The sequence below is a fragment of the Bacillus cereus group sp. BfR-BA-01350 genome (assembly GCF_022663775.1).
Lineage (GTDB): Bacteria > Bacillota > Bacilli > Bacillales > Bacillaceae_G > Bacillus_A > Bacillus_A paranthracis.
Map to the genome: position 1 here is coordinate 179,848 of NZ_JAKUGD010000010.1, position 20,042 is coordinate 199,889.

Sequence of the window (20,042 nt, forward strand, 5' to 3'; positions counted from 1 at the left end):
TGAAACTATGCCAATAAAACAATATAAACCTATTAATTTATAGAAGGCAATAGTTTTTGAGATATTGTTAAAAAATAGACACAAATGCACACTTTTTAAGGTGAATATCATTTGTAACTTGATTACATTGTAAACTATTTTCCAGAGAAAAATGCGATTGTGAAAATTTTAAGATAAATAAAGTTATACCAGGATACCCAAGAAATAGAAAAAAGCTATCTTATCATAAGAAAGATAGCTGAATATTTCGTATATTTAGTTTATTTCTTGTGAAATAGTCTGTTGTTGTTCAAATGTGACAATTTTTTTATATTTCACTTGATATAAAATGTAACAAATGACCATAAATGGAATGCCGCAATAAAGAGCGATTCTCTGATCTGGAATGAAAGCTAAACTAACAAATGTAATAAAATTGAGTGAGAACGCTACGATTGGAACGAGCGGATAAAGTGGTGTGCGATATTTTAAATCATTTATGTCACCACCGTTTTTCACGAAGTTTCTACGGAAGAAAAACTGTGAAGCCGCAATTGACATCCAAACGACAACAGCAGCCATTGCTGCGATAGATGTTAAAACTAAAAAGACAGTATCTGCTGCAAATACACTTGTTAATAGGGATAGACTTGCAAAGATTAGACTGAAAATCAATGCGTTTAGTGGTACACCTTTTTTAGTTAATTTCGTAAATGCTGGACTTGCCATTCCTTGTTTTGCCATCGCCCAAAGCATACGCGAATTTGCGTATAGACCAGAATTGGCTACGGATAATACAGCTGTAATAATAACAAAGTTCATAATGTCTGCTGCATATGGAACACCAGCTACATCAAATACAAGTACAAATGGACTTTCGACTAGATTAGCTTCTTGCCACGGGAGTAAACCTACAACAACTGATATTGCTAGGACGAAGAAGAATAGTGTGCGCCAAATGGTATTTTTGATTGCTTTAGGAATTGTTTTTTCAGGATTTTCACTTTCTCCTGAAGCAATTCCGATTAATTCTGTTCCTTGGAAGGAGTAATTTACTGTAATCATCGTAAGAAGAACAGCTAATGCACCATTTGGAAATAGGCCGCCATTCTCAGTGAAATTGTGAAGCATTGGAGCTGGTTTTCCGTTAAAGTCGAGTAAACCGAACATAACTGCACCACCGAGTACGATGAAAACAACAATAGTTGCGACTTTTACACTTGCGAACCAAAATTCTGCTTCTGCATATGCTTTTGCTGATAAAGCGTTTACAAGAAAGAGTGCTGCCGCAAATGTAACACACCAAATCCACGAAGAAACGTCTGGAAACCATCGTTTCATTAAAATACTTACAGTTGTTAACTCTACTCCAACTGTAACAGCCCAATTTAACCAATACATCCAACCGATAACAAAACCAAAACCAGGTGAAATAAATTTGCTTGCATAGCTTTGGAATGAACCTGCTTCTGGCATAGCTACGGATAATTCACCAAGACATAACATCGTTAAATACATAACAAATCCACCGACTAAAAATGCAAGAATAGCACCACCAGGGCCGGCGTTATGGACGATTTGACCAGATCCCATAAATAGGCCAGTTCCGATAACACCACCAAGTGCAATCATAAATAGGTGTCTACTTTTCATTGTACGTTTTAAATCTGTTTGTTCTACTTGTTGATTCATATGCCCCTCACCCCGTTATTTTCTTATATGTATTAACTGGTTTTCATTCTGAGTTTTTAATCATTAGTGGGGGATGTGACACATACTCAGTTTATTTGCTATGAAATGAATGGAGTATGTAAAAAAACGAACTATGACTAAATACTCTAAGAATGGTTTTGTTAACAAGGTGACATCTTCACCATGTTAATAATTTTGATTTTAGCAAAATGTTGCTAAAAAGTATATTGTTTTTTCTTTTTATTAAAAATAATTAGAATTTTATAACGACGTAGTTATGAACAATAATTCACAGAATCTTTCTAGCAAACTAGCAAGAAGAAAGGTACAATGGTAAGAGGTATGTCTGTAAAATAATAATTAATGGAGTTTTGTTTAAAATGAAAAAGTTAAAATATCTTTTTGTTTTTGGAATTATATTTGCTGCAGCGTTTTTTATAGGGAAAGATAAGATTATACAAAAGGCACAAGTGCTACGCTTAGATTTTCTATCTGAAATGAAAGAAGCGGCTATGATTGAAAATGTTCCGTTTATAAAGCAGTTACCAGAATTACCTCGTGGATGTGAAGTGACAAGCTTAGCTATGTTGCTACAATATAAAGGTGTGCAAGTAGATAAGATGCAACTTGCTAGTGAAATTCATCGAGTTCCATTTGAACAAAATGGTTTGCGTGGAAATCCGTATGAGGGATTTGTTGGAAATATTTATACGAAAGCTGAACCAGGATATGGTGTATACAATAAACCAATCTTTAATTTAGCGGAAAAATATGTTTCTGAAAAAGTAATTAATCTAACAGATAGAGACGTGAATGATTTATATAAGGTAATTAGTTCTGGTTCTCCAGTATGGGTTATTATTAATACGACGTTTAAGCCGCTAGCTGAAAGTAGGTTTGAAACATGGAATACAAGTTCTGGTGAAGTGAAAATTACATATTTTGAGCATAGTGTAGTAGTAGTTGGATACGATCAAAACTTTGTATATGTAAATGATCCTCTAAAAAATAATCCGAGTTTCGCTGTTCCACGAGCAGAGTTTGAGAAAGCGTGGGAGCAAATGGGGAAACAAGCGATTACTATTTTATAATAATGAAAAAGTCATCATTTCGATGGCTTTTTATTTTTAAATATTTATAATAGAAAATTCAGAAGATTCTTTTAAAAGTTAACAATTCACGTTATAATAACATTTAACTTGGTGAAGAAGGGGAGAAGAGAAATGGATGTAGCGAAGGAACTAGTTGTATCAAAAAATCAATTGATTGAGTGGAGAAGGCATTTTCATAAGTATCCAGAGTTATCTTTTCAAGAAGAAAAAACATCACAGTTTGTGTTCGACATACTTCGGAAAATTCCACATTTAGAAGTGTCAAGACCTACGAAATATAGTGTAATGGCAAGATTAATTGGTAAGCAGCCAGGTAAAACCATTGCGGTTCGTGCTGACATGGATGCTCTCCCTATTCATGAAGAAAATGAGTTTGATTTTATTTCTGCATATCCAGGTGTAATGCATGCATGTGGCCATGATGGACATATAGCGATATTACTTGGAGTCGTACATAAGTTAGTAGAAGCAAGAGAGAAGATTAAAGGGGAGATTCGTTTTCTATTCCAACATGCTGAAGAAAACTTTCCAGGCGGTGCAGAGGAAATGGTCGCAGCAGGTGTAATGGAAGGTGTGGATTATATTATTGGTGCCCACCTTTGGGCGTCATTAGAGGTTGGGAAAGTAGGTGTAATTTATGGTCCCGCAATGGCTGCTCCAGATGTTTTTAAAATTATAATAGAAGGAAAAGGTGGACATGCTGGAATCCCTCATGAAACGGTTGATAGTATTGCCATCGGCACACAAGTCGTTTCACAACTTCAGCAAATTGTATCTCGTCTCACGAATCCGTTAGATTCTCTTGTAGTATCTGTTACGCAATTTCACGCTGGGACAACTCATAATGTGATTCCAGAACAAGCGGAGATTGAAGGGACAGTGCGGAGTTTAAGACATGAGTTGCGAGAAGAAACAGAGAAAAGGATTGAACAGATTGTAAAGCATGTGACGGAAGCTTATGGAGCGAAATATACTTTTTCTTATGAATATGGATATCGTCCAGTAGTAAATGATTATGAAGTGACAGAGATTATTGAGCAAACAGCATTACAGCTTTATGGAAGGGAACGAGTTACTCGTTTACAGCCGACGATGGCTGGAGAAGATTTTTCAGCGTTTTTACAAACAGCACCAGGGACATTCTTTTTTATCGGAGCAGGAAATAAAGAGAAAGGAATTATATATCCTCACCATCACCCTCGTTTTACGATTGATGAAGATGCATTACCAATTGGCGTGCAAGTCTTTGTATCATCGATTATGAATTTCATAAGTAAAGGAGAATGAGATGAAGAAAATACACGTATTAGCGCTTATTCCAGTTTTTTGTTTAGTTGTTGGCCCCGTATTTGCTAATTCAGTTACTCCTTACATATTAGGGATGCCATTTTTATTATTTTGGATATTATTATCAGTGCTTATTACATCTCTTTGTATGGGGATTGTATACGTATTTGATCCTGCTAATAAGGGGGATGTAAAATGACCGCATTACTTATCATTATTTTATTTTTGTTTCTCGCACTATTTTTGGGAATTCGGGCGCAACATGGAAAAGATATGAATTTAGAGCAATGGTCAGTTGGAGGAAGAGGCTTTGGTACTATTTTTGTTTTTCTTCTTATGGCAGGTGAAATTTATACGACATTCACATTTTTAGGTGGAAGTGGATGGGCATATAGTAAAGGAGCACCTACTTTTTATATTTTAGGTTATGGTGCGTTAGCTTATATTTTATCTTATTTTTTATTACCACCAGTTTGGAAGTATGCAAAAGAGCATAATCTAGTTTCACAGCCAGATTTTTTTGTGAAGAAATATAAGAGTCAGGCACTTGGCCTTATCGTTTCTATCATTGGGGTTATTTCGATTATCCCATACCTTGTTTTACAGTTAAAAGGATTAGGAATTATCGTTTCGGAAGCGTCTTACGGAAGGGTATCACCAGTTATCGCAGTGTGGATTGGCGCAATTGTTATAACGATATATGTAATGGTTTCAGGTATACACGGCTCTGCTTGGACGGCCGCTTTGAAGGATATTATGATCCTGTTTATCGTTATGTTTTTAGGTATATATTTACCGTACCATTATTACGGAGGATTTCAGCCGATGTTTGAAGCTGTAGAAGCAGCAAAACCAGGATTTTTATCTTTACCTGATGAAGGAATGAGCATTTCTTGGTTTGTTTCTACTATTATATTAACAGCTCTCGGTTTCTATATGTGGCCCCATACATTTGCCTCTGCTTTCTCTGCAAAAAATGAAAAAGTATTTCGTAAAAATGCGGCCATTATGCCACTGTACTCTTTAGTTTTACTTTTCGTGTTCTTTGCAGGGTTCGCAGCTATTTTGCAAGTTCCTGGATTAAAGGGAGGGGATGTAGACCTTTCGTTATTCCGTCTGGCTCTTCAAACTTTTGATCCTTGGTTTATTGGGATTATTGGTAGTGCTGGAGTTTTAACGGCATTAGTTCCAGGTTCTATGCTTGTCATGGCCGCTTCTACATTATTAGCGAAAAATATTTACCGAACAATGGTCCCATCTGCCTCGGATCGACAAGTGGCAAAAGTAGCGAAATTATTTGTTCCTGTAGTAACGCTTGTAGCTGTTTTGTTTACTTTTAAAGGTGGAGAAACGATAGGAGCACTTCTTTTAATGGGATATAGTATAGTGACACAACTTTTCCCGGCACTTGTATGTAGTTTGTTTCCACGTCAGACTATTACGAAGCAAGGAGCAATTGCCGGGATGGGGATTGGGTTATTAGTGGTTGCGTATATTACTTTATCTGGTTCAACTATAGCTACGATGTTTCCGGGTTTCCCTCAATATATAAAAGATTTAAATGTAGGTATAGTCGCGCTGTTAATGAATATGATTGTGATGTTTATCGTTAGCGGATTCACCAAAAATGTATCTATAAAGAAAGACAATATAATAGTAGAAAAGTAATTCGTATGCTAGAGCTATCTTTGAAAAGAGATAGCTCTTTTTTTGTATATATTTTCTTCTATTAGCGGAATCTAACTAAAAACTTGTTGAAAAGGAAGTTAGGTGGGGGATTTGTTAGAGCTAAAAGGTAACTTATTTGAAGTTATGAAAGAAATTAGAGATGAGTTAGGTTCGCCTAATGATTTGACAATTAGGGAAGTTGCCCTTGCTGGTAGTTTTACACGTTGTGCTGTTGTCTTTTTATGTGGGTTAACAGATAAGGATAACGTTTATAAATATGTAGTTCGTACGCTTCAATATGAAGAGATACAAAAAGACGAAGCTGTTGTTCAAACATTATTAGATCGCTTTATTTCTATTGCAGAAGTTGGTAAGAAGACAACATTTCCGGATATTATAAATGCGATTTTAGCGGGAGATACAGTTATATTAATTGATAATATTCAAACTGCTATCGTGATTAATAGTAGAGCTTGGGAAAAAAGAAGTTTAGAACCGCCAGTAACAGAAGATTTAATACGTGGACCGAGGATAGGATTAAATGAAGATATTAACGTGAATAAAATGTTAATTCGCCGTAGTTTACGTGACCCAAAGCTGAGATTTCAATCTTATATTATGGGAAAGAGATCCCAAAAAGAAGTGACTTTAGTATATATAGAAGACATTATTAATCCTTACATTGTAAAAGAGCTAGATCGGCGTCTTCAATCCATAGTGACAGATGTTGTTTTTGAGACGGGTACAATTGAGCAATTAATTCAAGATAATAATTTGTCGCCGTTTCCGCAGTTTTTGAATACGGAAAGGCCTGATAATATTGTGGCCTCATTAGCGAAAGGAAAGGCAGCTATTTTGGTGGATGGATCCCCGTTTGCGCTTATAGCTCCGCTAGTATTTGTCGATATTTTTCAATCTGTGGAAGATCATTATGAACGCTGGGTGATCGGAACGTTATTAAGAATTTTGCGGATGGGTTCTGGTATAGTTGCAATTTTAATGCCGGCGATGTATGTAGCGCTCGTCTCATATCACCAAGGACTTATTCCTTCTAAATTGGCTTATTCGATTGCTGGAGCAAGAGAAGGTGTTCCGTTTCCTGCCTATATTGAAACGTTAATGATGGCATTAACGATGGAGTTAATACGAGAAGCAGGAATTAGGTTGCCGAAACCGATGGGACAAACAATTGGGATTGTAGGTGGTCTTGTAATTGGAGAGGCAGCGGTGAATGCAGGAATTGTAAATCCATTTTTAGTTATCATTATTGCGGTTACAGCTATTGCTACATTTTCACTTCCGGTGTATAGCATCACAATTACGTTTCGGATTTTACTTTTCGTCTTCGTTTTAGCAGCAACTGCTTTTGGTTTGTATGGAATCATTCTAGCTCTTATTGCGCTTGCTGTTCATATTACAAATTTAACAAGTGTTGGTGTACCGTATACAACTCCAATTGCACCCGCATTTTATAAAGATTGGAAAGAAGAGTTTATTCGCATGCCAAAATCAATGTTGAAAGAGAGACCGGAATATTTACAAACGAAAGATTCTACAGTACGTCCAAAGGAGCGAGAATAATTGAAACCATTTGAGTATGGCGATGAAGAAATTGGATCTCGGGAAATTGGGTTTGCGGTATCATCGACCATTATTGGTATAGGCGCATTATCTATGCCAAGGGATATTGCAAACCAAACATTATTTTCAGATGGTTGGATTATTTTGCTTTTGGGTGGATTGATATGTGCAGTTTTAGGTTGGTTTGTAACGAGGGTGGCTATTTTATTTCCAAAACAAAACTTTGTTCAATATACAAGCATACATTTGACGAAGCCTGTTGCATATACAATTAGTAGCATTTTAGTATTGACGTTTGCGGCTTTGACAGCATATGAATCGCGGATGATTGCAATTATTTCGCAAACGTATTTATTTAGTGATACGCCGGTACAGCTCCTATCTTTCTTCTTCTTATTAGTTGTTATCTATGGAATAGCAGGGTCGAGAGCAGCTTTATTACGATTAAATGTTATGTTCTTACCTATTGTTTTAATTGCAATAGTGCTTCTTTCTTTATTAAATATAAATTTAATGGAAATAAACAATTTGTTTCCAGCTTTCCAAACGGAAGTAAGTCAATACGCTGTTGGGGTTAAAAATTCTATATTCACATTTATTGGATTTGAGGTAGCTCTGTTTTATGCTGTGTTGTTGAATGATAAGACGGCGAAAAAAGCACCGATGGCAGTTGCAAAAGCTGTGATGGTAAACGTGTTGTCATACATTTTAATTTATGTAACTTGTATTAGTGTTTTTACGTATATGACAACACGTGGATTGACATATCCGACAATTGAATTAGGGAAAGAAATTGAAATTGGTGGAGGATTTTTAGAAAGGTTCGACGCGATTTTTTTTACGACTTGGATTATTACTATTTATAACACGACAGCAATGTATTATGACGTCGCCTCTTTATTATTTTGTGCCATGTTTCCGAAAGTGAAGAAACATATTTTTATTTTCGGGAGCGCGCCTCTGATTTTTATGCTGAATATGCTCCCGGGTAATTTAAATACGTTATCAAGTTACGGAACGTATTTAGCGTGGATAGATATGGGATTTGTCGTATTAGCTCCTTTGCTAGTTTTTATTGTATATAAAATGAAAAGAAGGAATGGTAGAAATGAAACACCTTCTTAAAATGATAATGGTTATGGTTTTAGTTGGATCTATAAGTGGGTGCTCTGAACTAGAAGAAATAGAAGAAAGAGGCTTTGTAGTAGGCGCAGCTTACGATATTGTGAAGAAAAAGAAATCAAATCCGATTATGAAAGGGACGTATCAGATGGTACTTCCCAGTAAGTTAGCACAACAAGGTGGACAGGGCGATGGAGATAGTGAAAATTATATTAACGTAAGTGCGAAAGCAGATAGCGTCTTTGAGCAAATAAGAATAATTGCTAAAAAAATTAGTCGAACATTATTTTTTCCGCATATACAAGTCATTATTTTTTCGGATGAATTACTAGCAAATCCGTATGTTTTGCAAAATACGTTAGATGTATATTTTCGTGACCATGAAATGAGAAGAAATATTCGTTTGTTCGTTTCCAAGAAAAATGCAGAATCTATTTTAAAATAGAGTGCAAAACCTGAAAACTTACCGGCGCAGTACATTGATATGTTAGCTGAACATCCTCCGAAAAACGCTCAAATGATTGAGGCGGCGAGAATTGGTGAAGTACAAGGGAAAATGATTGCAGATCGAAGTTTTGCATTACCTCTCTTAGGGTTAACTAAACAAGGCGTACAAATGGAAGGAGCGGCATTGATCCGTGGAAAGGATAATAAGTGCGTTGGAACTTTGAATGGAGAACAAACATTAGGAATGAACTATGTAATAGGTAAAAAAATTGGAGGTTTCTTTACTGTTCGTAAAAAGAATCAGCTCATTACATATGAAATTCATAAGTTGCGCCGAAAGATCCGAGTGTCTACTGAAAATGCTACAAAACCGAAGTTTGATATTCATTTGTCCACAGAAGGCATATTAGCTGAGTTACATTTTAATGAACCAAAACAAGTGATGAATGAAAAGTTTTTAAAGAAAGAGATTTCAAAGGAGATGAAGAAGCGTATTGAAAAGTCTATACAGCTTGTTCAAAAAAAATATAAGGTAGATGTATTGGAATTAGGAGAGGTATATAAGAGGCATAATTATAAAGAGTGGAAGAAAGTTAGTAAGAATTGGGATCAAGGCCAGAATTATTTTAGTAATGCTGAAATTAATGTTCACGTTGATCCAACAATTGAACATTCAGGTTCAGCATTACCAAAGAAAGTGAAGTAAGGTGATGGAAGTTGTTTACTGGATTGGGAATTAGTTGCACAATATTAATGGCGATTCTTCCAGGCGCTATATACTTTATTCATAAGAAACTCACAACGTATGGAGCGCAGCCTTGGAATGCTGATGTGCAAAAAAAGAAACCTGAATGATTTCAGGTTTCTTTCGTGCAAAGCATATGTGAAGGGGGATACCTTCTATGTATGCTTTACTTTATACAAGCCCTAACCAATGTACCAATTGTGTAGAGAGGAATGTCACAACAATGGCGATAACGGTAGGGATTGCAAACGATAAGAATGTCCATTTTGCACTTTTTGTTTCTTTATATATGTTAACCAGTGTTGTTCCGCATGGGAAATGAAGAAGTGAGAACAACATTGTGTTTAACGCTGTTAACCAAGTCCAACCATTTTCTAAGAATAAATTTTTAATTTGATTAAAATCATCTATTTCAGTTAAAGCTCCGGTTGATAAGTAAGACATTAATAAAATCGGGATAACAATTTCATTCGCTGGTAGTCCAAGAATAAACGCAGCTAGAATAAAGCCGTCAAGTCCTAACATTTTAGCAAATGGATCTAGAAAATTTACAAAATACATAAGTAAGCTTGTGTCACCGATGAAAATATTGGCTAGTAACCAAGTTAATGCAGCCGCAGGGGCAGCTACAACAACAGCTCGTTTTAAAACATAAACTGATTTATCGAGTGTTGCGCGTACAATTGTATTCCAAACCTTTGGCTTACGGTACGGCGGTAACTCAAGTGTGTAGTGGGTTGGAACGCCTTTTAAAGCTGTTTTGGATAGTACCCAAGAAACAGTTAATGTCATAATGATACCAATTACAACCATTCCAACTACAACGCCGGCAGTAACAAGTGTTTGCATACTACCTGTATAACCAGCAGCCATAAATAATGAGGCCATTAAAATTAACATAGGCCAGCGACCGTTACAAGGTACGAAGTTATTTGTTAAGATTGCAAGCATACGTTCACGTGGTGATTCAATAATACGTGTTGACATAATAGCTGCAGCGTTACAACCAAAGCCCATTGCCATTGTTAAAGATTGTTTACCGTGTGCACCAGAGCGTTTGAATAAGCGGTCCATATTAAACGCAACGCGTGGTAAGTATCCATAGTTTTCTAATAGTGCGAACATAGGGAAAAAGATGGCCATAGGTGGTAACATAACGCTAATAACAGCGCCGATACCACGGAATAAACCAAGTATTAAAATGCCATGTAACCATTCGGGTGCGTGTGCTGCTTGGAACCAAGAAGTTAAATATCCTTCGGCCCATCCGAAAAACTCAGCAATCATATCAGATGGTACGTTAGCACCAGCGATTGTAAGATAAAAAATGATAGATAAAATACCGAGCATAATTGGGAATCCCCATATTGGAGATGTGAAAATTTTATCTAGTTTTTCAGAACGATATAATTTATCCGTATTTGTATATTGAACAGATTCTTTACAGATGCTTGCAGATGTTCGATAAATATCTCCGACAATATCATCTCGTATATCTTCTTTTGAAAGTGTTTGAGCGTGTTGAATAATGTAGTCTAATGGAAGAGCTTTACTGGCTGAGTGAGATTCCATTGATTACGACCTCCCTTACAAGTGGTTCGTTATGATGTTTTTCAAGTGCAGTTAAGAAATTTTTATCTCCATCTAATATACGTAATGCAATCCAACGTGCTGGATGCGTATCACCGAATACTTTATAAATTTGTGGTTCTAATTCTCGAATCATATTTTCGATTTTTTCACTATAAGTAACCTTAATTGGTGCTGGAATTAGCTTTTTATTTGCTACTTTAGCAATGACATTTAGTAAATGACCGATGCCTACTCGGTTACGAGCGGAAATCTTAACTACAGGTACACCAAGTGATTTTGCTAATTTTTTTTCATCGATAACGATGCCTTTTTTCTCAGCTTCATCAATTAAGTTAATACAAATGACTACGTTACTCGTCATTTCCATCACTTGAAGTGCTAAATTTAAATTTCTTTCCATTGCTGTTGCATCTACAACAACTACAGTTACTTCTGGTTTTTCAAATATAATATAATCCCTTGCTACTTCTTCATCCGCAGAATTTGAATATAGTGAGTAAGTCCCAGGTAAATCTATTAATGTATATTTACTACCGTTATGTTCATATTCTCCTTCAGCTTTTAAAACAGTTTTTCCCGTCCAGTTTCCAGTATGTTGTTTTAAACCTGTTAAAGTATTAAATAATGTACTTTTCCCGGTATTTGGGTTGCCAGCTAAAGCAATGCGATGTTTGCTCATCTGAAATCATCTCCTATTAATACCCCGAAAATAAGGGAACTTTCTTCCTTGCGTAGTGCGATAGTTGTGTTGCTTACTTGATAAGCGACCGGATCTCCAAGTGGGCTGCGTTGTAATACTTTAATTGTTGCGCCTGGGATGAATCCTAAATCTAATAAGCGTCGTTTCATAGTTCCTTCTAATTGTATCTTCTCAATTTGTACAAACTCTCCAGTCTTAAATTCGGAAAGTGGTTTTATATTAGCCGATACCATAAAAGTTACCTCATCTCTATATTGTTAGTTTAAGTTTAAAAAGTTTCCTTAGGTAAACTTTTTGTTAGTAATATAGTAGACTACATTGGATGATGCTGTCAATTGGTACTTTAAAAATATTCATTTATTTTTAGAATTGTTCCAATTTATTTAGTTGTACTAAAAAATATTACTGAAATTCTGTGTAATGTACATAAATTAGGCGCGTAAAAGTAACAAAATACAACGGAATTGTAAATGTAACTTTAACTAAAAGGAAAAAAGAGTGAAAAATATTTACATTGAATTTACATTATTAAGAATAAATTTACATTGTAGCCTAATTAGTGTGGGTTTTGTTGGGTTTTTCAGCTATAAATGTTGGGATTCCTAGTTTTTAAGGGGTATTATCGTCATTTACTTAAAATTAAAAATTGCTTAACACTCACATAATATTATTGTCCTACAATGAATTTGTGTTCGAAAGAAGTAGATAAATGTGAAAAGTGATAATCCAAATGGGGGTACAAGACATGGTTATGAAAAAGGGTATTAAATTTTCTTTAGCAGCTTTAGTGGTAGCGGGTTCATTAGTGGGATGTGGAAAAGCAGAAGAGACGTCAGGTAAAGATGCTAAAGGAAGCGATAATGCAAAACAAGAATTGTCAGGTACGATAGCAGCTGCAGGATCTACAGCACTTCAACCTCTTGCAGAGGAAGCTGGAAAGAAATTTATGGAGAAAAATTCAAACGTTTCTATTCAAGTGCAAGGTGGCGGTAGTGGAACTGGAATTAACCAAGTAGCTTCTGGTGCGGTCCAAATTGGTAACTCAGATGTTCCATCTGCAGATAAAATAAAAGATGCTGATAAGGCGAAAGAATTAGTAGATAACAAGGTAGCGGGTATTGCATTCGCACTTGTCGTAAATAAAGATGTAAAAGTTGATAATTTAACAGTACAACAAGTACAAGATATCTTCACTGGAAAAGTAACAAACTGGAAAGAGGTAGGCGGGAAAGATGAAAAAATTAACGTAATTAACCGTCCAGCTTCTTCTGGTACACGTGCTACATTTGAAAAAACAATTATGAAAGACGCGAAAATTAATGATGGAACTGGTACTACACAAGATTCTAACGGTGCAGTAGAACAAGCGATTAACTCTACTCCAGGTTCAGTGAGTTATTTAGCAATGTCTTACATGGTTGGCGAGAAAAAAGGTGCGCTACAAACAGTGAAAATTGATGGTGCTGAACCAAAAGTTGAAAACATTGCGTCTGGTAAATATCCATTCTGGTCTTACGAGTACATGGTAACGAAAGGTGAGGCAAAAGAAGCAACAAAAGCTTACATTGACTATGTAAAAGGTAAAGATTTTGAAAAGCAAGTAGAAGATATGGGTTATATTCCAATGTCTAAATTAAATAAGTAATAAAATTTATGGGGCTGGCTGCAAGGCCAGTCCTGTTCATTTCAATTTATGAAGTGGGGTCTGTCCTGTGATGAAGGGGAAAAAACAAATTAATTACGTGAAAAGTGAATATATAGGAAGATCACTTGTTACGTTTTGTGGTATTTTTATTGTTTTAGTTACATTAGCTATTATTGCGTTTATTTGCGGTAAAGGAATTCAATCTTTTACGCAAAGTGGTATCTCGTTTACTGAAATGTTAACATCGACAAAATGGAGTCCAAATGCTGATGAGGGAACTTTCGGGGCTGTAATTTTTATTGTAGGTTCAACGGTGGTTTCGTTAGGTGCGGTTATTATTAGTGCGCCAATTGCTATAGCTCTTGCTATATTCATGAATTTAATTTCGCCGAAGTTTGGAAATAAAGTATTGAAGCCTGTTTTAGAATTATTAGTTGGTATTCCTTCGGTTGTATACGGATTATTAGGGGTTACAATCTTAGTACCGCTATTACGTGATTCGTTTGGAGGAGTGGGCTTTAGTTTAATTGCAGGTATTGTTGTATTAAGTATAATGATTTTGCCTACTATTGCTAGTATCGCTTCTGATGCAATACGCTCTGTTCCATTTGATTATTTAGAAGCTTCTTATGGTTTAGGATCAACGAAATGGCAAGCGATTAGTCGAGTAATTGTTCCTGCTGCGAAAAAAGGGATTTTAACAGGTGTTGTTTTAGGTTTAGCGCGTGCTTTTGGTGAAGCGTTAGCGGTTCAAATGGTAATTGGGAATACGGTTAAATTACCAGAAGGAATATATAGCCCGACAGCAACGTTAACTGGTATTTTGACAATGGATATGACAAATACATTAAACGGAACTGCTTGGAACAATGCGCTATGGACTTTAGCAATGATTTTACTTGTTATTTCATTCCTGTTTATTTTAGTTATTCGAGCAATTGGGCAAAGAGGTGAGCGATAATAATGAATGCAAGGACGGTAAATAAAGTTTGGACAGGTATCTTTTATGCGGTTGCGGCTTTAGTTGTAGCTTTACTAGTGTTCTTAGTATTTGAGATTTTACAAAAGGGATGGGGTTTTTGGGATCCTAATTTCCTGTTTGGAGAACCAAGCAATACAAGAGCTGGTGGTGGGATTGGTCCGCAGTTATTCAATTCATTCTATATGCTTGTTATAACGCTTATTATATCTATTCCACTTGGATTAGGCGCTGGAATATATTTAGCAGAGTATGCAAAACAAGGACGTTTTTTAAACTTTGTTCGTTTATGTATTGAGACAATGGCATCTTTACCTTCTATTGTTGTTGGTTTATTCGGTTTGTTAGTGTTCGTTACAATGACAGGATGGGGATACACAGTAATGGGTGGTGCCCTTGCTTTAACAATTTTAAACTTGCCAGGTTTAACTCGTGTTTGTGAAAATGCGATTTCAGAGGTTCCTTCTAATGTGAAAGAGGCGAGTCTTGGATTAGGTGCAACAAAGTGGCAAACGATCACTCGTATTATTATTCCGTCGTCATTACCGCAAATTATTACAGGCGTTATTTTAGCGGCAGGTCGTATATTTGGTGAAGCGGCGGCATTAATTTATACAGCGGGTTTAACATCTCCAATTTTAAATTCAGCAGCGGACTTCTCAAGTCCTGCTCATCCTTTAAATCCATTTAGACCAGCTGAAACGTTAGCGGTTCACATTTGGAAGTTAAATTCTGAAGGGATTATCCCAGATGCGAAGTTAATTGCGACAAAATCTGCAGCTGTATTAATTATTATGGTATTACTATTCAATGTTATTTCACGATTAGTAGCATCTATATTGCACAAACGTTTTACAGGAGCGAAAAGAAAAAGTAAAACGACGAAGAAGGTAAAAGCTGCATAAGCTGTAAAGGGGAACTCTCTACTTATAAGTAGGGGGTTCTTTTTGTATTTTAATATAGAAGGAAAAGGTATAGCAATTGTTGAATTTGTAATTCGTTATATAGGTAAAGTGAAATTTTAAACAGTGGGGTTTTACTGCTCACAAATAGTGGGATAAAAAGATGAAAATGAGGGAGTGGGTTTAATTTGTTTTTTCTGCAAATGTCAGGTTTTCCAGGATCGGGAAAATCTACAGTTTCTAAGTATATAGGGGAGTTAACAGGTGCTATAATTGTAGATCATGACGTTTTGAAATCAGCATTGTTAAGATCACTAGAAGTGAAAGGTATTGAATCAACGATTATTGGTGGACTTGCGTATGATGCTGAATGGGCATTGATTGATTCATATTTAGAACAAGGACATAGTGTGATATTGGATAGTCCATGTCTATATGAAGGGATGGTTGAAAAAGGAATTAAGCTGTCTAATAAACATGGTGTGAAATATAAATATATTGAGTGTTATCTGAATGATATGGAAGAGATTAATATGAGACTACAAACACGTAAGCGTCTGATCAGTCAAATTGAAAAGGTAGAGTCGGAAGTAGCTTTTAAAAAGTGGTTAAATGGTAGTAAAAGACCTCTAAATAGTGAATATCTTATTGTGAATTCTAGTGAACCTCTAGAGCGATATGCAGAAAAAATGATGGATTATATGAGTAGGTAGAGAAAAAGCGTTATCTTCATTCGTGAAGATAACGCTTTTTCGTTTAAATATCAGGTGTTTCTGTAGAAGTATTTATTTTTCTACGAGAGCGTCTTTTTCTCCCGATTTTATCTAATAGTTCATACATTACAGGAACGACTACTAATGTAAGGACAGTTGAGACTGCTAAACCGCCGATGACAACGACTGCCAAACTTTTCGATACCATACTTCCTGCTTGTGATTGACCAAATAGGAGTGGTAGCATAGCGACGATTGTTGTAATAGCTGTCATAATAATTGGGCGTAATCTAGTGGAACCTGCTTCAAGTAAGGCCTCTCTCGTTTCCATACCGTGTTCCCGGTTTTGTTGTACTCTTTCTATTAATACGATAGCGTTTGTAACGACAATCCCGATTAACATTAATGCGCCGATCAAGGAATTTACATCAACTGGTGTTCCTGAAATGATTAATCCTAAAATACCGCCGACAGCAGCTAATGGCAAGGAGAACAAGATTGCAAAAGGAGCACGCGCCTGCCCGAAGGTAATAACCATAATTAAATATACAATCCCGATTGCAATCCCCATAATCTTGAATAAATCTGTGAAGTTCTCTTGCATAGATTCAGTGGCGCCTGAGATGTTTACTTTGGCTCCGCTAGGTAAATCTAAGTCGGCTATCGCTTTGTTCACTTCTGCGCTTACCTTACTTAAATCTTCATTTGAAGCTTCTGCGGTAATTTGAATGGTTTCTTTTCCATCTTTATGGAAGATTTCTGTTTGAAGTTGCTTTTCTGAAATAGTTGCAATGTCTTTTAAAGGAATTGGTCCATTAATAGGTGATAGTATGTTTGTGTTTAAAATGTCTTCTTGTTTAGTAATGCTTTCTTTTTTATGTTCTATCATAATAGTAGTTTTTTCGTTATTGATTGAAACTTCACCAATAGGTGATTTCTTCATAAGGAATGCTACTTGTTGAGCTGCTAATTCTGGTGTTAATCCTAGTTGTTCGGCCTTTGTTTGATCAACATGGATTTGCCATTCTTTCTTAGAGTCTTCTAAATTCGTTTTTACTTTAGAAAGATCATCCATATCTTTTAGTTTTGTTTCGACGATAGTAGCAGCCTCTTTTAAATTCGTTTCGTTAGTGGCTGTTACGTTGAATTGCAAATTATTGCCGCCGCCAGAGCTTGAATAACTCATTTTTATATAATCAAGTTCAGCGGGTTCAAAAGTTTTATGTTCTTTCTTTAACTCTTTAATATACTGATCAATATCAGAACCTTTTTTAAAGACTACCAATATACTTGCGAGATTATTTTTGGTCGTTTGCCCCCATTGTGCATCTTCTGCGCTAGATCCCATTCGTAAAATAACATCCGTTACATCTGAATTAGAAAGTAGCTTCTTTTCGAAATCAAAGGCTTTTTGTTTTTGTGTTTCAGGAGCGTAATCAGCTGGGAAAGTCATATTAATAGATAACATTGTGTCGTCTTCAGATTTTATATTCGCTTTCGGTAGTAATACATAGGCAGCAATCGATCCTGCGAATAATAAAAAAGAAGTAAGTAGAATAATGAATTTATGCGAAAGAGCCCACTTTAATGTAGCCGCATATCGTGGTGAAGAACTTGGCTTTTTGTGTTTTGTTTTTTTGAGTAGTAAAAAAGCCATAAGTGGAACAACTGTTAGTGCAACGATTAAGGACGATAGTATAGAATATACGACCGCTAATACCATAGGTAACATTAATTTTCCGATTACTCCTGATACGAGGCCGATAGGTAAAAAAACAGCGACCGTTGTTAAGGTGGAAGAAGTAATTGCGACGGCGACCTCTTTCGTTGCATCGAGAATAATATCTTTAGAGAAAGATTCCTTTTGTAACCGGCGGAAAATATTCTCAATGACAACGATGCTATCATCGACGAGACGTCCAACTGCAACGGCTAAACCACCAAGTGTTAGAGTGTTAAGTGTGATGTTAGATTGGTGTAGTAAAAAGAGTGTTAATAAAATAGATAATGGAATACTGACAACAGCAATGAGCGTCGTTCGGAAGTTACGTAAAAAGATTAAGATAATTAGAGTTGCCGCAATTGCTCCAAGGATTACTTCTTTTCCCATACTAGTAACAGCATTTTCAACTTGCTCATGAGTTGATGCTAAAAGTTTAATAGAAAACTGATCTTTATATTGTTTACTTATATCTTTAATTTTTTTATCGATTTCTTTTCCGGTTGCAACTGCATTTTTACTTGGCTCTTTCATGATGATTAATCCAGTGCCTTCTTCGCCGTTTATATGTGAGATTGTATCGTAGTGTTGTTTAAGTTCAATTTGAGAAACATCTTGTAATTTAACTTGAGGTGCAACAGTGATGTTTTTAATGTCATCTACATTTTTTATATCCCCGATGACACGAAGGTTATATTCTTCTTTATTAACGGTAACAGCTCCAGCTGGAGTGGAAGTTTCTTTTCCTTGTAAAACCTTTAATATTTGTTCCGTTGTTACGTTTTTATCTTTTAATTGGTTTGGGTCTAGTATAATAGATAATTCGGAAGTTGATTTTCCAAAAAACATAACGTTGGCAACGCCATCAATGCTTTCGAGTTGTGGTACGATTTCCTTTTCGATTTGTTTTTCATCTGCTTTTGAAAATCCGTTTTGCTTTTGGATTGCAATTTGAGCGAGTGGAATCATAGAAGTATTTAATTGGCTAACTATCGGTTTCGTTGCATCTTTAGGTAATTTAATTGTATTAATGGCCTTTTCAACTTCACGTGCGGCATCTTTCATATTTGCTTTGGATGTATACGCGATATCGATGCGTGATAATCCTTCGTGAGTAGAAGAGGTGATGTTGTCGATGTGTTCTAAGTTGCGAAATTGTTTTTCAAGGGGATCGGTTACTTCTTTTGTCATTGCTTCAGCGTCGAGTCCTGGAGATAAAGTTGTGACGGTGACTGCGGGATTATCGATGCTAGGTAAAAATTCCATAGGTAATTTAGAGCCGGAATAAACACCGAGTATGGAAATGAGAAAAACCATGATGATAACAGCGGCGCGGTTTTTTAATGAAAACTTCGTTAACCTATCCATAAAGTAATTCCTCCATTGGTTTATTTGTAGTTGAGTACGTCCTTTCTACTATATAACAAAAAATGGATATTTTTCATTAATTAAATGTAAAAAAATTCTAACAATAATCTTAAGTTGATGTTTCGTTGGAATTTCGTTATCTATCCCGCCGTTGGTCGGACGATAAAATTCTCACCTCGAATTCGGTTGGGGTGGAGCTATCTGCCAACAACCGGTTCTTTCAATTAGTAATGATTTGTGTGGAGGGACAAAAAATCAACATGTGCGCATTATTAGGAAGTGGCGAAGCTATTTTCTTTTTAAATGTGGACTTTAATGTAGAAGAGAATGAAAAGGTGGGAGGGATTATGAAAGGCAGTTTGGTTAATTAGAGTGTATTGGTATACAATCAAAATACTTATTTTCAGTAGAGAGAATAAAAGGTTTTACTATAGAAGAAAGTAGGATAGATAATTTTTTTTATTTTTTATAAAAAACACTTGTTATTTAAAAACCATGATGGTATATTAATAAACGTCGCTGATGCGGAAACGCAGAAAACGACAAAAAAGAAATTTTAAAACTTAGTTGACATCGAAAAATGAAGATGTTAATATGATGAAGTCGCTTCTGAGCGGCGGACAAGTTCTTTGAAAACTGAACGAAACAAACAACGTGAAACGTCAATTTTTATTTTATGATGCTAGACAAACTAACTTTATTGGAGAGTTTGATCCTGGCTCAGGATGAACGCTGGCGGCGTGCCTAATACATGCAAGTCGAGCGAATGGATTAAGAGCTTGCTCTTAT

At 35.8% G+C, this 20,042-nt stretch carries 17 protein-coding genes, 1 rRNA gene and 1 pseudogene; 14 read left to right on the forward strand and 5 right to left on the reverse strand.

Annotation, left to right across the window (positions count from 1 at the left end):
• Positions 1 to 255: 255 nt before the first annotated feature.
• Positions 256 to 1,671, reverse strand: coding sequence for an amino acid permease (locus MR147_RS20555; protein ID WP_074607326.1), 1,416 nt, complete (start codon positions 1,669 to 1,671; stop codon positions 256 to 258).
• Between the two features lie 380 nt (positions 1,672 to 2,051).
• On the opposite strand from MR147_RS20555, the gene MR147_RS20560 reads away from it, so the two are divergent.
• The 8 genes and pseudogenes from MR147_RS20560 (at position 2,052) to MR147_RS20595 (ending at position 9,743) form a co-directional block, all read left to right on the forward strand.
• Positions 2,052 to 2,762 (forward strand): C39 family peptidase, encoded by a 711-nt coding sequence (locus MR147_RS20560; RefSeq protein ID WP_074607324.1) that lies wholly within the window; start codon positions 2,052 to 2,054, stop codon positions 2,760 to 2,762.
• Between the two features lie 132 nt (positions 2,763 to 2,894).
• Positions 2,895 to 4,070 carry an amidohydrolase gene (locus MR147_RS20565; protein ID WP_074607322.1) on the forward strand — a complete coding sequence of 392 codons (1,176 nt, stop codon included), beginning with the start codon at positions 2,895 to 2,897 and terminating at the stop codon, positions 4,068 to 4,070.
• Between the two features lies 1 nt (position 4,071).
• Positions 4,072 to 4,269: a DUF3311 domain-containing protein gene (locus MR147_RS20570; protein WP_000719858.1), complete on the forward strand. Its 198-nt coding sequence runs from the start codon at positions 4,072 to 4,074 to the stop codon at positions 4,267 to 4,269.
• Positions 4,266 to 5,738, forward strand: coding sequence for a sodium:solute symporter family protein (locus MR147_RS20575; RefSeq protein ID WP_000125912.1), 1,473 nt, complete (start codon positions 4,266 to 4,268; stop codon positions 5,736 to 5,738). Before MR147_RS20570 ends, MR147_RS20575 begins: the two co-directional genes overlap by 4 nt.
• A 102-nt stretch (positions 5,739 to 5,840) precedes the next feature.
• Complete coding sequence (gerLA, locus tag MR147_RS20580; RefSeq protein WP_136445391.1) at positions 5,841 to 7,319, forward strand: spore germination protein GerLA; 1,479 nt, start codon at positions 5,841 to 5,843, stop codon at positions 7,317 to 7,319.
• On the forward strand, positions 7,320 to 8,444 hold the full coding sequence (gene gerLB / locus MR147_RS20585) for a spore germination protein GerLB (RefSeq protein ID WP_074607321.1): 1,125 nt from the start codon (positions 7,320 to 7,322) through the stop codon (positions 8,442 to 8,444). It abuts the gene before it with no gap.
• A pseudogene (gene gerLC, locus MR147_RS20590) lies at positions 8,428 to 9,594 on the forward strand (spore germination protein GerLC). Before gerLB ends, gerLC begins: the two are co-directional and overlap by 17 nt.
• An 11-nt stretch (positions 9,595 to 9,605) precedes the next feature.
• Positions 9,606 to 9,743: a hypothetical protein gene (locus MR147_RS20595; protein WP_071742034.1), complete on the forward strand. Its 138-nt coding sequence runs from the start codon at positions 9,606 to 9,608 to the stop codon at positions 9,741 to 9,743.
• A gap of 61 nt (positions 9,744 to 9,804) precedes the next feature.
• Here MR147_RS20595 and MR147_RS20600 read toward each other — a convergent pair whose 3' ends face one another.
• From MR147_RS20600 to MR147_RS20610, 3 genes are read right to left on the reverse strand one after another with little or no spacing between them, the layout of a single operon-like run.
• On the reverse strand, positions 9,805 to 11,205 hold the full coding sequence (locus MR147_RS20600) for a nucleoside recognition domain-containing protein (RefSeq protein WP_000443600.1): 1,401 nt from the start codon (positions 11,203 to 11,205) through the stop codon (positions 9,805 to 9,807).
• On the reverse strand, positions 11,183 to 11,905 hold the full coding sequence (locus MR147_RS20605; protein ID WP_242304662.1) for a FeoB small GTPase domain-containing protein: 723 nt from the start codon (positions 11,903 to 11,905) through the stop codon (positions 11,183 to 11,185). The genes MR147_RS20600 and MR147_RS20605 overlap by 23 nt, the downstream gene beginning before the upstream one ends.
• Positions 11,902 to 12,159 (reverse strand): FeoA family protein, encoded by a 258-nt coding sequence (locus MR147_RS20610; RefSeq protein WP_000252984.1) that lies wholly within the window; start codon positions 12,157 to 12,159, stop codon positions 11,902 to 11,904. The genes MR147_RS20605 and MR147_RS20610 overlap by 4 nt, the downstream gene beginning before the upstream one ends.
• A 512-nt stretch (positions 12,160 to 12,671) precedes the next feature.
• Between MR147_RS20610 and MR147_RS20615 the strand changes: the two genes are divergently transcribed.
• The 4 genes from MR147_RS20615 to MR147_RS20630 all read left to right on the forward strand — a co-directional run bounded on the left by MR147_RS20615 (position 12,672) and on the right by MR147_RS20630 (position 16,165).
• Positions 12,672 to 13,571, forward strand: coding sequence for a phosphate ABC transporter substrate-binding protein PstS (locus MR147_RS20615; protein WP_000245119.1), 900 nt, complete (start codon positions 12,672 to 12,674; stop codon positions 13,569 to 13,571).
• Positions 13,572 to 13,641: 70 nt separating this feature from the next.
• Positions 13,642 to 14,532 carry a phosphate ABC transporter permease subunit PstC gene (gene pstC, locus MR147_RS20620; protein ID WP_074607438.1) on the forward strand — a complete coding sequence of 297 codons (891 nt, stop codon included), beginning with the start codon at positions 13,642 to 13,644 and terminating at the stop codon, positions 14,530 to 14,532.
• Between the two features lie 2 nt (positions 14,533 to 14,534).
• The gene (gene pstA / locus MR147_RS20625) at positions 14,535 to 15,455 is read left to right on the forward strand and encodes a phosphate ABC transporter permease PstA (protein ID WP_000994142.1); all 921 of its coding nucleotides are present in this window, start codon (positions 14,535 to 14,537) and stop codon (positions 15,453 to 15,455) included.
• Positions 15,456 to 15,640: 185 nt separating this feature from the next.
• A complete protein-coding gene (locus MR147_RS20630) occupies positions 15,641 to 16,165 on the forward strand; it encodes a P-loop nucleotide/nucleoside kinase family protein (protein WP_242304663.1) in 525 nt (174 codons plus the stop codon).
• Positions 16,166 to 16,208: 43 nt separating this feature from the next.
• On the opposite strand, the gene MR147_RS20635 is transcribed toward MR147_RS20630, so the two are convergent.
• Positions 16,209 to 19,253, reverse strand: a complete 3,045-nt coding sequence (locus MR147_RS20635; RefSeq protein WP_242304664.1) for an efflux RND transporter permease subunit — start codon at positions 19,251 to 19,253, stop codon at positions 16,209 to 16,211.
• Positions 19,254 to 19,378: 125 nt separating this feature from the next.
• Between MR147_RS20635 and MR147_RS20640 the strand changes: the two genes are divergently transcribed.
• Together MR147_RS20640 and MR147_RS20645 are read left to right on the forward strand one after the other, a co-directional pair.
• Entirely contained in the window at positions 19,379 to 19,624 is a 246-nt protein-coding gene (locus tag MR147_RS20640) for a hypothetical protein (protein ID WP_141108656.1), read from the forward strand.
• Between the two features lie 326 nt (positions 19,625 to 19,950).
• Positions 19,951 to 20,042, forward strand: a 16S ribosomal RNA gene (locus MR147_RS20645); the annotation flags it as partial.

Excerpts from the sequence above, each read along its gene's own strand:
- MR147_RS20555 (WP_074607326.1), bottom strand. The coding sequence starts at position 1,671 with ATGAATCAACAAGTAGAACAAACAGATTTAAAACGTACAATGAAAAGT.
- MR147_RS20560 (WP_074607324.1), top strand. The coding sequence starts at position 2,052 with ATGAAAAAGTTAAAATATCTTTTTGTTTTTGGAATTATATTTGCTGCA.
- MR147_RS20565 (WP_074607322.1), top strand. The coding sequence starts at position 2,895 with ATGGATGTAGCGAAGGAACTAGTTGTATCAAAAAATCAATTGATTGAG.
- MR147_RS20570 (WP_000719858.1), top strand. The coding sequence starts at position 4,072 with ATGAAGAAAATACACGTATTAGCGCTTATTCCAGTTTTTTGTTTAGTT.
- MR147_RS20575 (WP_000125912.1), top strand. The coding sequence starts at position 4,266 with ATGACCGCATTACTTATCATTATTTTATTTTTGTTTCTCGCACTATTT.
- MR147_RS20600 (WP_000443600.1), bottom strand. The coding sequence starts at position 11,205 with ATGGAATCTCACTCAGCCAGTAAAGCTCTTCCATTAGACTACATTATT.
- MR147_RS20605 (WP_242304662.1), bottom strand. The coding sequence starts at position 11,905 with ATGAGCAAACATCGCATTGCTTTAGCTGGCAACCCAAATACCGGGAAA.
- MR147_RS20610 (WP_000252984.1), bottom strand. The coding sequence starts at position 12,159 with ATGGTATCGGCTAATATAAAACCACTTTCCGAATTTAAGACTGGAGAG.
- MR147_RS20615 (WP_000245119.1), top strand. The coding sequence starts at position 12,672 with ATGGTTATGAAAAAGGGTATTAAATTTTCTTTAGCAGCTTTAGTGGTA.
- pstC (WP_074607438.1), top strand. The coding sequence starts at position 13,642 with ATGAAGGGGAAAAAACAAATTAATTACGTGAAAAGTGAATATATAGGA.
- pstA (WP_000994142.1), top strand. The coding sequence starts at position 14,535 with ATGAATGCAAGGACGGTAAATAAAGTTTGGACAGGTATCTTTTATGCG.
- MR147_RS20635 (WP_242304664.1), bottom strand. The coding sequence starts at position 19,253 with ATGGATAGGTTAACGAAGTTTTCATTAAAAAACCGCGCCGCTGTTATC.